This is a genomic window from Citricoccus zhacaiensis (assembly GCF_014645315.1).
Taxonomy (GTDB): domain Bacteria; phylum Actinomycetota; class Actinomycetes; order Actinomycetales; family Micrococcaceae; genus Citricoccus; species Citricoccus zhacaiensis.
On sequence record NZ_BMLQ01000001.1, the window covers coordinates 252,103 to 265,187 of the forward strand.

General features: G+C 68.8%; 16 protein-coding genes and 1 other RNA gene. 7 read left to right on the forward strand and 10 right to left on the reverse strand.

Annotated elements, in window-relative coordinates; translation table 11 throughout:
* Window positions 1–150 precede the first annotated feature (150 nt).
* Both IEX49_RS01080 and IEX49_RS17110 read left to right on the forward strand, forming a co-directional pair.
* Window positions 151–753 (forward strand): GDSL-type esterase/lipase family protein, encoded by a 603-nt coding sequence (locus tag IEX49_RS01080; protein ID WP_188803364.1) that lies wholly within the window; start codon window positions 151–153, stop codon window positions 751–753.
* Between the two features lie 131 nt (window positions 754–884).
* Entirely contained in the window at window positions 885–959 is a 75-nt protein-coding gene (locus tag IEX49_RS17110; RefSeq protein WP_371300742.1) for a 50S ribosomal protein bL37, read from the forward strand.
* Window positions 960–1,099: 140 nt separating this feature from the next.
* On the opposite strand, the gene rsrA is transcribed toward IEX49_RS17110, so the two are convergent.
* Together rsrA and IEX49_RS01090 are read right to left on the reverse strand one after the other, a co-directional pair.
* On the reverse strand, window positions 1,100–1,366 hold the full coding sequence (gene rsrA / locus IEX49_RS01085; protein ID WP_159550047.1) for a mycothiol system anti-sigma-R factor: 267 nt from the start codon (window positions 1,364–1,366) through the stop codon (window positions 1,100–1,102).
* Window positions 1,363–2,091 carry a sigma-70 family RNA polymerase sigma factor gene (locus IEX49_RS01090; protein WP_188803366.1) on the reverse strand — a complete coding sequence of 243 codons (729 nt, stop codon included), beginning with the start codon at window positions 2,089–2,091 and terminating at the stop codon, window positions 1,363–1,365. The genes rsrA and IEX49_RS01090 overlap by 4 nt, the downstream gene beginning before the upstream one ends.
* A gap of 205 nt (window positions 2,092–2,296) precedes the next feature.
* Here IEX49_RS01090 and aroA point away from each other — a divergent pair, with 205 nt between their 5' ends.
* From aroA to IEX49_RS01115, 5 genes are read left to right on the forward strand one after another with little or no spacing between them, the layout of a single operon-like run.
* Window positions 2,297–3,676, forward strand: coding sequence for a 3-phosphoshikimate 1-carboxyvinyltransferase (aroA, locus tag IEX49_RS01095; protein ID WP_373286665.1), 1,380 nt, complete (start codon window positions 2,297–2,299; stop codon window positions 3,674–3,676).
* On the forward strand, window positions 3,673–4,803 hold the full coding sequence (gene rsgA, locus IEX49_RS01100) for a ribosome small subunit-dependent GTPase A (RefSeq protein ID WP_188803370.1): 1,131 nt from the start codon (window positions 3,673–3,675) through the stop codon (window positions 4,801–4,803). The genes aroA and rsgA overlap by 4 nt, the downstream gene beginning before the upstream one ends.
* Before the next feature lie 10 nt (window positions 4,804–4,813).
* A complete protein-coding gene (gene hisN / locus IEX49_RS01105; RefSeq protein ID WP_188803372.1) occupies window positions 4,814–5,632 on the forward strand; it encodes a histidinol-phosphatase in 819 nt (272 codons plus the stop codon).
* Window positions 5,632–6,117: a CrcB family protein gene (locus IEX49_RS01110; RefSeq protein ID WP_188803375.1), complete on the forward strand. Its 486-nt coding sequence runs from the start codon at window positions 5,632–5,634 to the stop codon at window positions 6,115–6,117. The genes hisN and IEX49_RS01110 overlap by 1 nt, the downstream gene beginning before the upstream one ends.
* Window positions 6,114–6,461: a fluoride efflux transporter FluC gene (locus IEX49_RS01115; RefSeq protein WP_188803377.1), complete on the forward strand. Its 348-nt coding sequence runs from the start codon at window positions 6,114–6,116 to the stop codon at window positions 6,459–6,461. Before IEX49_RS01110 ends, IEX49_RS01115 begins: the two co-directional genes overlap by 4 nt.
* Window positions 6,462–6,521: 60 nt before the next feature.
* On the opposite strand, the gene IEX49_RS01120 is transcribed toward IEX49_RS01115, so the two are convergent.
* The 8 genes from IEX49_RS01120 to IEX49_RS01155 all read right to left on the reverse strand — a co-directional run bounded on the left by IEX49_RS01120 (window position 6,522) and on the right by IEX49_RS01155 (window position 13,066).
* The gene (locus IEX49_RS01120; protein WP_188803379.1) at window positions 6,522–6,923 is read right to left on the reverse strand and encodes a DUF2568 domain-containing protein; all 402 of its coding nucleotides are present in this window, start codon (window positions 6,921–6,923) and stop codon (window positions 6,522–6,524) included.
* Between the two features lie 84 nt (window positions 6,924–7,007).
* Window positions 7,008–7,378: a transfer-messenger RNA gene (gene ssrA, locus IEX49_RS01125) on the reverse strand.
* A gap of 115 nt (window positions 7,379–7,493) precedes the next feature.
* The gene (gene smpB, locus IEX49_RS01130; RefSeq protein ID WP_188803381.1) at window positions 7,494–8,003 is read right to left on the reverse strand and encodes an SsrA-binding protein SmpB; all 510 of its coding nucleotides are present in this window, start codon (window positions 8,001–8,003) and stop codon (window positions 7,494–7,496) included.
* A 103-nt stretch (window positions 8,004–8,106) separates the two neighbouring features.
* A complete protein-coding gene (locus IEX49_RS01135; protein ID WP_188803383.1) occupies window positions 8,107–9,636 on the reverse strand; it encodes a M23 family metallopeptidase in 1,530 nt (509 codons plus the stop codon).
* Between the two features lie 141 nt (window positions 9,637–9,777).
* On the reverse strand, window positions 9,778–10,692 hold the full coding sequence (gene ftsX / locus IEX49_RS01140; protein ID WP_188803385.1) for a permease-like cell division protein FtsX: 915 nt from the start codon (window positions 10,690–10,692) through the stop codon (window positions 9,778–9,780).
* Window positions 10,689–11,384 (reverse strand): cell division ATP-binding protein FtsE, encoded by a 696-nt coding sequence (gene ftsE, locus IEX49_RS01145; protein WP_188804161.1) that lies wholly within the window; start codon window positions 11,382–11,384, stop codon window positions 10,689–10,691. Before ftsE ends, ftsX begins: the two co-directional genes overlap by 4 nt.
* A 240-nt stretch (window positions 11,385–11,624) precedes the next feature.
* On the reverse strand, window positions 11,625–12,269 hold the full coding sequence (locus IEX49_RS01150) for a CoA transferase subunit B (protein ID WP_188803387.1): 645 nt from the start codon (window positions 12,267–12,269) through the stop codon (window positions 11,625–11,627).
* The gene (locus IEX49_RS01155) at window positions 12,266–13,066 is read right to left on the reverse strand and encodes a CoA transferase subunit A (protein ID WP_188803389.1); all 801 of its coding nucleotides are present in this window, start codon (window positions 13,064–13,066) and stop codon (window positions 12,266–12,268) included. The genes IEX49_RS01150 and IEX49_RS01155 overlap by 4 nt, the downstream gene beginning before the upstream one ends.
* Window positions 13,067–13,085: the final 19 nt, after the last annotated feature.

A 13,085-nucleotide genomic window follows, 5' to 3' on the forward strand; every position in this document is an offset into this window, starting at 1 on the left:
CCGCCAGTCCCTGACGGGGGTATTCGGCCCGGCCACCACCTCAGGTGGCCGGGCCGAGTGCTCCCCAGCGCTTCCCTCCAGACCCCGATTCCGTACACGGCTCCCAGTCGGCCTTGGTACAGTGACGGGCACCCCATCGAAAGGTAAACAGTGGAGATTCGTCGGATCCGCATCGCCTCCGTCGGCAATGAATTGCTGGCCGGCGTGGGCGACCCCCGCGCCCTGGGCTGGCTCGGCCGCGTGCTGGCCAAGACCTCGTCACCCGGGGTGCAGCTGGAGAGCTATGTCCTCGCCCGCCCGGATGAGGGAACCGAGGCCCTGTCCCAGCGCTGGCAGTCGGAGACGGCACTGCGCTACGGCGAGGGGACCGAGAACCGGCTGGTCATCGGGTTGTCCGATCTCGACCTGGACCGGGAGTCCTCCACGGCCCGTGCGCGCCTGAACCTGGCCAACATCCTGGACCGGGCCGCGCAGCTGGACATCGCCACCCTCGTGGTGGGCCCCGTCCCCTCCTTGGACGGCGAGCGCAATGCGCGTCTGCAGGAGCTGAACACGGCCTACATGGACGTGGCGGACCGGCGCCACCACTACTATGTGGATACCTTCACACCGCTGGTGAACCACGAGCAGTGGCGCAATGACCTGGCGGCGGGTCAGGGCCTGCCCGGCCAGGCCGGCTACGGCCTCATCGCCTGGCTCGTGCTGCACCGGGGCTGGTACCAGTGGCTGAACCTGCCGGAGCCCACCGCCTGACCGGGCCGGCGCGGCCTACTCCTCGGTCTGGGCCGGCCAGTCCCCCAAGTTGGGCCGGGCAACCGGCGTGTGCCAAACTGGAGGACGCTGTCATGTATCGATGACGGCATCCATCACCGGAAGGAACCGCGATGAGCAAGCGTGGACGCAAGCGCAAGGACCGCCGCAAGGGCAGCGCCAACCACGGCAAGCGGCCCAACTCCTGAGGCCCTGCAACGCACTAGACCCCGCCGATCGGGACGGTTGATCCGTCCGCTCCGGCGGGGTCTGTTGCGTTAAGCCTGTTCTGGTCCTGCGTGAAGCCGTCGCCGCGGGCCGCTCTCGCAACCAGCACGCACCGGCGCGATCAATGGCCGGCTTCCACCTTGATCTCACTGATGCGGGCCATGATGCTGACCTTCAGGGTCGAGGGAGCCTTCTCGGAGCAGCTGCGCTTGACCACGGAGCGGATGATGCACTCCAGGTCGTACTCGTGGGAACAGTCCGTGCACTCACCCAGGTGATTCTTGACCTCCTCGAGGTCCTGGTGGGTCAGCGCACCGTCGAGGTACTCGTAGAGCCGCTGGATGCGGGCATCCTCACAGTCGCCGATCTTCTGGCAGTCCTCGCTCATCTGCCCGCCTCCTTGTCCGTGTCAGTCGTGTGGTCTGTCGTCGTGGTGGTACTCTTCTGGTTCTTCGCGCCCTGGGGGCCCTTCTTGCCGGCCCGGTCGACCTTGATGCCGCGGTCCCGGGCGTAGTCCGTCAGCAGGCCGCGCAACAGCTTGCGGCCGCGGTGCAGCCGGCTCATGACCGTGCCGATGGGGATGTCGAGGATCCCGGCGATCTCCTTGTAGGCGAAGCCCTCCACGTCCGCGAAGTACACGGCCAGGCGGAACTCCTCCGGAATGGACTGCAGGGCATCCTTGACGTCCGAATCGGGCAGGTGGTCCAACGCCTCGGTCTCGGCGGACCGCAGTCCGCTGGACGTGTGCTCGGCAGCCTGCGCCATCTGCCAGTCCTCGACCGTGTCCGTGGCCGCCTGCTGGGGCTGGCGCTGACGCTTGCGGTACAGGTTGATGTAGGTGTTCGTCAGGATTCGGTACAGCCATGCCTTGAGGTTGGTCCCCGGCTTGTACTGGTGGAAGGACGAGTACGCCTTGGTGAACGCCTCTTGGACCAGGTCCTCGGCGTCCTGCGGGTTACGCGTCATACGCATGGCGGCCGAATACAACTGGTCCACGTATTCCAGTGCGTCCCGCTCGAAGCGCATGCGCCGGGCGCCGTCCGACTCCGAGGCCAGGTCCACGTCCGGGTTGTCGTGCGCCGCGGGGACCGAGGCGGTGTCTTTGGTATCCATTGCCTGCCAGTCTACGGCCCGGTCCGTCAGGAGGGGCCGTTCGGCAAGCGACACTACGGCTGGGGCCATGAGGACCATCCTTCCCGGACGATTGGACTGTGCAGAACTGTGCTGGACTGCGCTGGACTGGTGGAGAGCAGCTGGAGCAGGTGGATCTTGGCGAGTACAGCAACCCAACCAGCAGGGATATTCCGCGGCCGGTAATCTGGGCAGGGTGAGCACCTTTCCCGCGCCCCTCGATCCCTGGCCCGCACCCCGAGCCTCCGGCCCCGTCTCCGGCACCGTGCGCGTGCCCGGTTCCAAGTCGCTCACCAACCGGTATCTGGTGCTGGCCGCCCTGGCCGACGGGCCCAGCCGCCTGCGTGGCGTCCTGGACAGCCGTGACTCCCGGCTCATGGTCCAGGCCCTCGTCGCCCTCGGGGCCACCATCACGGAGGTCGCGCCCGGTACGGTGGAGGTCACGCCCCTTCCCACGACCGTTCCCATCACCGGGTCCGACGCCGGCCCGTCCGGCCCGCTCGGCGACGTCACCATCGACTGCGGCCTGGCCGGCACCGTCATGCGGTTCGTCCCACCGGTGGCCGCACTCGTGTCCGGTTCTGTCCGATTCGTCGGTGACGAGGCCGCCCTGTCCCGGCCCATGGGTCCGGTCCTGGACGGCCTGGCCGGACTCGGCGTCCGGATGGACGGCCCCGGGGTCGACGCCGGCACCCTGCCCTTCACCGTCCACGGCACCGACGGAGTGGACGGCGGCCGGGTCGAGGTGGATGCCTCGGGTTCGAGCCAGTTCGTCTCCGCCCTGTTGCTGGCCGCCCCCCGTTTCCGCGATGGCCTGCACCTGGTGCACACCGGGGACACGGTGCCGAGTCCCGAGCACGTCGGCATGACCGTAGCGGTGCTGCGGCGCTGCGGTATCCAGGTGGACGACTCCGTTCCCGGCGAGTGGAGGGTCTCCCCCGGGCCGATCCGCGCCCTGGACACGGCGGTGGAACCAGACCTGTCCAATGCCGGGCCCTTCCTGGCGGCGGCCGTCGCCACGGCCGGCACGGTGTCCGTCCCCGACTGGCCCGCCCGGACCACCCAGATCGGTGACCGCTGGCGCAGCATCCTGCCCGCCTTCGGCGCCCGCGTGGACTTCTCCCCCACCGTCCCGGGTGGTGCCACGGGCACGCTGACCGTGACCGGCGGAGCACGGATCACCGCCCCGGGCGAGATCGCGGACACCGGTGAACTGGCCCCCACCGTGGCGGCCCTCTGCCTGCTGGCGGATGGTCCGGGGCAGTTGACCCGCATCGGCCAGCTGCGCGGCCATGAGACAGACCGCCTGACGGCGCTGGCGACTGAAGCCGGGCGCCTCGGCGGTGCGGTCGAGGAGGGCCGGGACCAGCTGGTGTTCACCGGCCTCCCCGCCGGGACCACACCACTGCACGGGGCCACGCTGGAGACCTATGAGGACCACCGGATGGCGACCTTCGCCGCCGTCGTGGGCCTGGTGGTGCCGGACGTGACCGTCCGCAACATCGCCACCACGGCGAAGACGATGCCGGACTTCCCGGAGATGTGGACCGGGCTGGTGGGGGGATGAGCCGCCCCGGCCGCGACTTCGACCCGCGCCGGTGGGACGAGTCCGATGTCCGTGCCCGCCCGTCCAAGAAGGGTTCCCGTCCTCGCACCAAGGACCGCCCCACGCACGGAGAGGCCTTGGTGGGGCGGGTCGTCACGGTGGACCGCGGACGGTACACCGTGCAGGTCAGCGACGAGGACGGCACTCGGGACATCACCGCCATGCGTGCCAAGGAGCTGCGCCGCAACCCCGTGGTCACGGGTGACCTCGTAGGCGTCGTCGGGGACCTCTCCGGCCGCGAGGGGAGCCTCGCGCGGATCGTGAGGATCGAGGACCGGTCCACGGTCCTGCGCCGATCCGCCGACGATTCGGACGCTTACGAGCGCGTGGTGGTGGCCAACGTGGACATCCTCGTGATCATGGTGGCCGCGGCCAATCCGGAACCGCGCACCGGGTTCATCGACCGGGCCCTGGTGGCCGCCTATGATGCCGGCATCGAGCCGATCCTGTGCATCACCAAGACCGACCTGCGCGATCCCGCCGACCTGCTCTCCCACTACCGCCACCTCGATCTCGAGGTCCTCACCTCGGGCGCCGCGGAACCGGCCCCGACAGGCGTCGCGGAGTCGGCGCAGGCGGATGAATCGGAAGAGCCGGACGGGCCGAGCGGTGACGCTGATCTGGACGCCGGCCTGCTCGCCACCCTCCGGACCCGGCTGGAAGGCCACATCTCCGTGCTCGTGGGGCCCTCCGGCGTCGGGAAGTCCACCCTGCTCAACGCCCTGGCCGGGACCCGGCGTGCCACCGGCCACGTCAACGCCGTCACGGGCCGCGGCCGCCACACCTCGTCCTCGGCGCTGGCGATCCCGCTGCCGGACGCGGACGGATCCTGGCTGGTGGACACCCCCGGCATCCGGTCCTTCGGGCTGGGGCTGGTGGACCGGGACCGCGTGGTGGAGGCCTTCGAGGACCTGGCCCCGGCGCTGGCGGACTGCCCGCGCGGTTGCCTGCACGCCGCCGGGGAACCCGGGTGCGCCCTGGACGCCTGGGTGGCCGGGGGGCACGCGGGGGCGGCTGGCCCCGAACGGCTGGCGTCATTGCGACGCCTCCTCGACGGGCGTTCCGATGCGGCCACCGGGGAACGGTAGCGTGGCCTCCATGACCGATGCGCCCAAGAACTACACCGATGATCTTCGACTGGCCCACATCATGGCCGACTCGGTGGATTCCCAGACCATGTCCCGCTTCAAGGCGCAGGACCTCACGGTTCACACGAAGCCGGATCTGACCCCGGTGACCGATGCGGACCGCGGTGCCGAGGAGCTCATCCGGGGCAACCTGGCACGTGCCCGGCCCCGTGATGCCGTCCTGGGCGAGGAGTTCGGCGAGCACGGGCACGGGCCGCGGCGCTGGGTCGTGGACCCGATCGACGGCACCAAGAACTTCGTGCGCGGGGTCCCCGTCTGGGCCACGCTCATCGCCCTGATCGACGACGGCGTGCCCGTGGTCGGCGTGGTCTCCGCCCCGGCCCTGAACCGCCGCTGGTGGGCCGCCCAGGGCACCGGCGCCTACACCGGCAAGTCCCTGGCCTCAGCCACCCGCATCCACGTCTCCAACGTCTCCAAGATCGAGGACGCCTCGCTGTCCTACTCCTCCCTGGAGGGGTGGCGGGAGCGGGGCAACATCCGCGAGTTCCTCGAGCTGACCTCCACCGTGTGGCGGACCCGCGCCTACGGTGACTTCTGGTCCTACATGATGGTGGCCGAGGGTGCCGTGGACATCGCCTGCGAACCGGAGCTCGAGCTCTATGACATGGCGGCGCTGGTACCGATCATCACCGAGGCCGGCGGGCGCTTCACCTCACTCGAGGGCGAGGACGGCCCCTTCGGCGGCAACGCCCTGGCCACCAACGGGCTGCTGCATCCGGACGCCCTCGAATCCCTCAATCCCGAGCTGATCGGCCAGCAACAGGCTTGATGGAACGACCACGGCATCCCGGATGGGCCGTCGTCGGCTCCGTGGCGGCCGGCGGTGCCCTCGGAACGCTGCTGCGCTGGCTGCTCGTGGCGCCGGCCCCGGAGACCGGTTCGCCCGTGGCCGGATGGATCAGCCTGGGGCTGGTGAACCTGTCCGGGTCCCTCCTGCTGGGGCTGTTGGCCGGCATCAGCTCGCGGCGGACCCTGCCACGGTGGCTCGTGGCTGGCCTCGGCGTCGGCGTGCTGGGGGCCTACACCTCGCTGTCCGCCGTGGTTCTGGCCGCCTCCGTGGCCACGGCCTTCGGCCTCACGGGATTCATCCAGACCGGCTCCCCGGGCGGGATCGTCCTCATGACGGGCCTGGCCGGCACCCTCCTGGCCCTCGCGGCCGGAGCGACGCTGGGGACCGCCTGCGCCGCCGCCGGACTGCGTCTGGGAGGGTGGTCCGCTCCGGTGGCGGGGAACTCCTCCGGAGGGCACCCGTGACGTCACTGACGATGATGCTGGCACTGGCCCTGGCGGGTGCCGTCGGAGCGGTCCTGCGGCTGCTCGCGGATCACTACCTCCATCCGCGAGGCATCCTCGTGGCCAACGCGATCGGCTCCTTCGTGGCCGGGCTGGCCACCACGGGAGTCTCCGAACCTGCCCAGGCCATCTGGGTGGTCGGCCTGGCCGGAGCCCTCACCACCTTCTCCACCGTCTCCGTCTCCACGGCGCGGGACGCCCTGTCCGGGAGGTTCGCCGCCGCCGTCGGGTCTTGGTCCGCGCATCTGGCTCTGGCCCTGGTGGCCGTCGGACTCGGGCTCGCCACGGGTGGCGCCTTCCGGTAGCCGGAGGCCTGCCGGTCACCGAGAATCCGGCCACCGGCCGTCACGTACCCGCCTCTGGGCCTACCGGCCGGCGGCGCGGCGGCCCGAGGGGGCGGCCGACTCGCGGACCGGCTCCATGGCACGGCCCGCCCGATCTCGATAGACGATGGTCAGGACCACGGACGCGAGGATCGGCGCGAGGTAGACGGCGGCGATCCATGGCTGGCCGACGGCGAAGAGCACCACGGCGCCCAGGACGAACAGCACGTGAGCGGCTACGGCGTGCCAAGGCCACGGTGGCCGGGCCGGAGCCTTGGGCGAGAGCAGCAGGCCCCATGCGGCCGCCACCACGATCACGGCCACGACGGCCGCCCAAGGGCTGGAGAACAGCGTCAGCGCCCAGAACCCCGCCGCGCCCAAGAGCCCGAGTTCGAGCAGGAAGAGGAGGACGGCGTGGAGGGCGGGACCGGCGGTGACTGGCATGGTAGCCCCAGTCTAGGGGACGGACGGGCATGACACAGGCCCTGGAACACCGGTGAACGGTGTTCCAGGGCCTGTGCGGTGGGATGGTGGAGATGGCGGGAATTGAACCCGCGTCCGATGCAGTGTTGCCAGGTCTTCTCCGGGCGCAGTTTGCTGTGGGTGTTACTCGGCCCTGGCTGTCCCGCAAACAGGCAGCCAACCCGGGCCCAGCCGGATTAAGGTCTCCACCACGACCCCCGGCGAGGGTGGTGGACATTGGCTATCTAATCGACGCCAGGTCCTGGGGCGATAGCATCCTCAGGTTGACGGACTCGTTCACTGATCAGGCAGCGAGAGCGAAGTCAGTGCGCTTAGATTCGGCACTTGTTGGTTTGCAGAGAGCGTTGACGAGATGACTCTGCATCCTCGGCCCGCTTCCCCTGTCGCGACTCACATCGTCGAAACCGATCATCCCCATGTTCTGTTCTCAATCAACCGGTTCCCTGCGGGGCTTCTCTGATTCCCCGCCTGGTCCGGACTATCCAGTGTAACGCATCCCCGACCCGGGGTATTCCGGCCGGTCTCCTGATATCAGGCTGCGCGGCGGTTGCGGATTCTCATGGCACGCTGCGCCTCACGATTGTCCTGCTTCTCGCGCAGGGCATGGCGCTTGTCATAGTCCTTCTTACCCTGGGCGACGCCGATCTCGACCTTGACGCGGCCGTCCCTGAAGTACAGCTGCAGTGGGACGATGGTGTGTCCGGATTCCATGATCTGGCGGGAGATCTTGGTCAACTCCTGGCGGTGCAGCAGCAGCTTGCGCCGCCGGCGTGCAGAGTGGTTGGTCCAGGACCCGTTGAGGTACTCCGGGATGTAGACCTGCTCGAGGAAGAGCTCATCCCCGTAGAAGACGGCGAACCCGTCCACGAGGGAGGCGTTGCCCTCGCGCAGGGACTTGACCTCGGTCCCCATCAGGGAGATCCCGGCCTCGTAGGTGTCCAGGATGAGGTAGTTGTGCCGGGCCTTGCGGTTGGTCGCGATGATCTGACGGCCGTCCGGGGTGGACGACTTGCCGGACTTGCCGGCGGACTTCTTGGCCATAGCCGGTCCCCTCCTTTCCGACGGGTCGGATGCGCACTACACAGACTTACCAGTGTACCGCCACCGTCAAGGGGTGGTGTCGAGGGCCGGCACCGGGTCAACCTCAGAGCAGACCGGCGGGGTTGACGGCCTGGCCGTCCAGGATCGTCTCGAAGTGCAGGTGGCAGCCGGTGGAGTTGCCAGTGGTGCCGGTGTAGCCGATGATCTGGCCGCGCTTGACGTTCTGCCCCGGGGACACGATGTACCGGGTCATGTGGTGGTACTTGGTGGCCAGAGCGCGCCCGTTGACCACGCCGTGGGAAATGACCACGCGCTTGCCCGAGGTCCACACCGCCCAGTCCGCGTTCCAGACCTCGCCGTCCGCGGAGGCCCGGATCGGCAGGCCGCAGCCACCGCCGAAGTCCATGCCGGTGTGCACGTACCCCCCGGCGCCCCCATAGTCGAAGGTACCGGACGGCGTCGGACGCCAGCCGAATCCAGAGGTGATGTAGGTGTTCAGTGGCCACTGCAGGCCCCAGCTGTTCGAGGTGCTGGCGGCCTTCTCGGCCTCGCTCGCCCGGTCCTCCGCGGCGCTGGCCTCGCGTTCGGCCTTCTCGGCGGAGGCCTGCGCGGCCGCCCGGTTCGCCGCCGAGGCCTGCCGGGCCTTGCGGGCCGCCTCCTCGGCCTCGCGACGCTTGCGCTCGGCCTCGGCCACGGCCGCACGGTGCTGTTCCTGCAGGTCGCTGGCCTTCCCGGCCTGGGCCGTCAGCTCCCGTTGGCGCTCGGCGATCTGTGCGTTGACCTGGTCCTGAGCCGCGCGGTTCGCATCGATCTGTGCCTGGATCTGAGGGCGCTGCGCCTTGAGCTCGTCGGTCAGCTGCGAGGTGGTGGAGACCATCTGGTCGAGTTCACGCTTGGCGGCGGCGGCCGCGTCGCGGGCCTGCTCCTCGCGCTGGAGCGCCTCCTCGGCCTGGGCCCGCAGGTCCCGGATCTCCGTCTCGACGGCGGCCAGGCGCACTTCGGCGTTGACGTCCGTGGACTTGCTCTGGGAGACCGTGGAGATGCGGCTGTTCTGGATGCGCATGGCCTGGTTCGCCAGTCCCATGGCGTCCGGCAGCGACGAGTCGCTCATCCCCAGGATGAAGGCGAGGTCCGAGGAGACGCCACCCTGCTTGTAGGCCTGGTTGGCGATCTGCCCGATCTCGGTGGAGGCCTCGTCCAGCTCCTGTTCGCTCGCGGCGATCTCGGCGAGGATCTCGGAGCGGCTCGATTCAGCCTGCCGCACGCGTTCATTGAGGGACTGGACTTCCGCCGCGGCGGCCGAGACCTGGCCTTCGGCCGCGGTCAGCGCCTCCTGGGCTCCGGGCAGCTGGTCCTGGAGCGAGTTCAGCTCCCGGATCTTGTCGGCGATGTCGGCGTCCAGGCCCTCGAGGGACGCGTCGAGGTCGCCCTGACGTTCTTCCAGGTCCGATTGCTTCCCGCCCAGGTTGCCGATCTCCTCATCGATCTCGGACTGCTGACGCTCGGCCTGCTCGATCTGGCGCTGCAGGTCGTCGATCGAGTCCTGGGCCGTGGCGGTGCCGCCCATGGACAGGGTCAGAAAGGTGACCAGTCCGGCACCGATGATGGCGCGGGAGAGTCGGCGTGGCTTCACGGTTTCCTCCGTCGGGGAATGCGAACTGGGATGGTCGGGGTGCAGGTCGGTCGACCTGCGGGTGAATCACGTCGTCCAATGTCTCGAATCGGACAACATCTGGTCACAAGTGTCTCACGAGTCACACCTGTCTCACCATCGTCACACCTTGAGATAACGGCGCAGAGTGAGGATCGACGAAAGTGCGGCCAGCAGGACCGCCACGAGCAGCAGCAGCGGGATGAGGACCAGGGCGTCCCCGCCCGCGATGAAGCCGGTTCCCGGATACTGGCCGGTGAGCCAGTCCCCGATGAAGAACTCCGCCACGGCCCACGTGGTGACGCTGGCCAGGACGGCGCCCGCGAGGGCGGCGATCACTCCCTCCAGCAGGAACGGCAGCTGGATCATGGTCTTTGAGGCACCGACCAGGCGCATGATTCCGGTCTCCCGCCGACGGGAGAACGCGGAGAGCCGGATGGTGGTCGCGATCAGCAACACCGCACAGACCAGCATCACCACCGCCACGGAGACCGCGATGACGGACGCCATGTTCATCAGGGAGAAGATCTGCTCCAGCAGCTCACGCTGGTCGGACACGATCTCCACGCCGGGCATGGAGGAGAACAGCTCGTTGACGACCTCGTACTGCTCGGGATCCACCAGGGCCACCCGGAAGGACTCCGGCAGCTGATCTGCCGTGACGGTGCCCGCCATGGCCGAGTTCTTGAACTGCTCCTGGAAGATCTCCAGGGCCTGGTCCTGCGACTCGTAGTCGAAGCTCTTGACGTAGGGAGCGGCCGTGGGCGCCTCCAGCAGGTCCTGGACGGCCTGGCGTTGGCTGTCCGTGACGGGGCCGGAGGCGCACGAGGTGGTGGTGGAGGTGTCCGTGCAGAGGAAGATGGCCACCTCGACCCGGTCATACCAGTATCCCTTCATCTGGTTGATCTGCTGCTGCAGCAGGCCCGCCGCCCCCACGAAGGTCAGCGAGATGAAGGTCACGAGCACGACCGAGACGACCATGGACAGGTTGCGGCGGATGCCGGAGAACGTCTCCCCGAGGACGAAGGCGAACCTCATGCCTCCACCTCCGTCCGGTAGCCGCCGCCGGCCTCGTCGCGGACGATCCCGCCCGTGTGCAGCTCGACCACGCGGCGGCGCATCTGGTTCACGATGTCGTCATCATGGGTGGCCATGACCACGGTGGTGCCGTTCTGATTGATCTTGTCCAGCACGGCCATGATGCCCAGGGAGGTCTCCGGGTCGAGGTTGCCGGTCGGCTCATCGGCCAGCAGGATCTCCGGCCGGTTGACGATGGCGCGGGCGATGGCCACGCGCTGCTGCTCGCCGCCGGACAGCTCGTGCGGCATGCGCCTCTCCTTGCCCTCCAGGCCCACAGTCCCGAGGACCTCGGGAACGGTCTGGCGGATCTGGGCCCTGCCCTTGCCGAGCACCTGCATGGCGAAGGCCACGTTCGCATAGACGGTCTTGTTGGGCAGCAGGCGGAAGTCCTGGAAGACCACACCGATCCCGCGGCGCAGCCTGGGCACGCGCCATGAGGGCAGCCGTGCCACGTTACGGCCGACCACGTAGACCGTCCCGCTGCTGGCGCGTTCCTCACGCAGCATCAGGCGGATGAAGGTGGACTTCCCGGAACCGGAGGCACCCACGAGGAAGACGAACTCACCTCGCTCGAACTCCACCGTCACGTCATGCAAGGCCGGACGGGAACGGCGGTCATAGACCTTGGAGACCTGCTCGAACCGGATCATGTTCCACACTTGCCCCTGGACGCGATCATCCCGCGGCACCAGGGGCTGGGTTGGGGAAGTCTCGGTGCCGGCCTTCCCCACGGTAGTCACGAAGCGATAACAGCGGTGGGACGCTGGGCGGTGAGTCGGCGCGGAGCAAGGGGCCCGACCACCGCGAAAGGTGGCCGGGCCCCGGCGCCCGCCGGCCGGCGTCGGGCCCTGACGGGGGTGCGTCAGTGAGGGCGCATCAGGAGGCGTTCGTCAGTGCAGCGTGGCGCCGGTGGCCTCGCGGACCTCATCCTCGGTGAGCCCGGGAGCGGTCTCGACCAGCACCAGGCGCGGGGCGGTCGGATCCGTTGTCTTGTCCACGTCGATCACGGCCTTGTCCGTGATGATCCGGTCCACCACCCCCTGGCCTGTCAGCGGCAGGTCACATTCCGTGAGGACCTTCGGGGCCCCGTCCCTGGCGTTGTGGTCCATCAGCACGATCACCCGGCCGGCACCGTGGACCAGGTCCATGGCCCCGCCCATGCCCTTGACCATCTTGCCCGGTACCATCCAGTTCGCCAGATCCCCGTTCTGGGCCACCTGCATGCCACCGAGCACCGCGACGTCGATCTTGCCGCCGCGGATCATTCCGAACGAGGTGGCCGAATCGAAGAACGAGGCTCCCGGGCGGACCGTCACCGTCTCCTTGCCCGCATTGATCAGGTCCGGATCCACGTCCTCCTCGAAGGGGTACGGACCGACCCCGAGGATCCCGTTCTCGGACTGCAGCACCACCGTACGCTCATCCGGGATGTGGTTCGGGATCAGTGTCGGCATCCCGATCCCCAGGTTCACATAGGCACCGTCCGGCAGCTCCTGCGCCGCCCGGGCCGCCATCTCGTCTCGACTCCAACTCATCGGTTCCCCTCCTCGCTGTCCGGTCCGGCGGCGCGGACGGTTCGCTTCTCGATCGGCTTCTCGATATCCGGCCCGACCTCCACGATCCGGTGCACGTAGACCCCGGGCAGGTGGACCTGGTCCGGATCGATCTCCCCGGGTTCGACCAGCTTCTCCACCTGGGCGATGCACACGGTCGCGGACATCGCCGCCGGCGGCGCGAACTGGCGGGTGGCCTTGTTGAAGACCAGGTTGCCGTGGCGGTCGCCGACCGCCGCGTGGACCAGCGCGAAGTCCGTCACGATGGACTCCTCCAGCACATAGTCCTTCTCCCCCGTCTGGCCCAGACAGAAGGAGCGCACATCCTTCGGCGCCGAGGCCTTCGCCACCGTGCCATCCGTGTTGTACCGCATCGGCAGACCCCCCTCAGCCACCTGGGTCCCGACGCCGGAACGCGTGTAGAACGCGGGAATGCCGGCTCCCCCGGCCCGCAACTTCTCCGCCAGGGTTCCCTGCGGCACCAGCTCGACCTCCAGCTCACCCTCGAGATACTGACGGGCGAACTCCTTGTTCTCCCCCACATAGGACGAGGTCATCTTGGCGATCTGCCCGGAGGCCAGCAGCAGCCCGAGCCCCCAGCCGTCCACACCGCAGTTGTTGGACACGATCGACAGCTCCGTCGCCCCCTGGTCCCGCAACGCCTCGATCAACTGGACCGGATTGCCGGACAGCCCGAAACCGCCCACCGCCAACGACGACCCGTCGCCGATATCGGCCACCGCCTCCGCCGCGGTACCCACCGTCTTGTCCACACTCATGGTCTGCCCTTCCGTTCTA

What these genes read in the sequence shown, in the direction of transcription:
- hisN (WP_188803372.1), top strand. Translation starts at nt 4,814, where the DNA reads ATGACCGATGCGCCCAAGAACTACACCGATGATCTTCGACTGGCCCAC.
- ftsX (WP_188803385.1), bottom strand. Translation starts at nt 10,692, where the DNA reads ATGAGGTTCGCCTTCGTCCTCGGGGAGACGTTCTCCGGCATCCGCCGC.
- IEX49_RS01155 (WP_188803389.1), bottom strand. Translation starts at nt 13,066, where the DNA reads ATGAGTGTGGACAAGACGGTGGGTACCGCGGCGGAGGCGGTGGCCGAT.
- IEX49_RS01120 (WP_188803379.1), bottom strand. Translation starts at nt 6,923, where the DNA reads ATGCCAGTCACCGCCGGTCCCGCCCTCCACGCCGTCCTCCTCTTCCTG.
- IEX49_RS01090 (WP_188803366.1), bottom strand. Translation starts at nt 2,091, where the DNA reads ATGGATACCAAAGACACCGCCTCGGTCCCCGCGGCGCACGACAACCCG.
- IEX49_RS01150 (WP_188803387.1), bottom strand. Translation starts at nt 12,269, where the DNA reads ATGAGTTGGAGTCGAGACGAGATGGCGGCCCGGGCGGCGCAGGAGCTG.
- rsrA (WP_159550047.1), bottom strand. Translation starts at nt 1,366, where the DNA reads ATGAGCGAGGACTGCCAGAAGATCGGCGACTGTGAGGATGCCCGCATC.
- IEX49_RS01110 (WP_188803375.1), top strand. Translation starts at nt 5,632, where the DNA reads ATGGAACGACCACGGCATCCCGGATGGGCCGTCGTCGGCTCCGTGGCG.
- smpB (WP_188803381.1), bottom strand. Translation starts at nt 8,003, where the DNA reads ATGGCCAAGAAGTCCGCCGGCAAGTCCGGCAAGTCGTCCACCCCGGAC.
- rsgA (WP_188803370.1), top strand. Translation starts at nt 3,673, where the DNA reads ATGAGCCGCCCCGGCCGCGACTTCGACCCGCGCCGGTGGGACGAGTCC.
- ftsE (WP_188804161.1), bottom strand. Translation starts at nt 11,384, where the DNA reads ATGATCCGGTTCGAGCAGGTCTCCAAGGTCTATGACCGCCGTTCCCGT.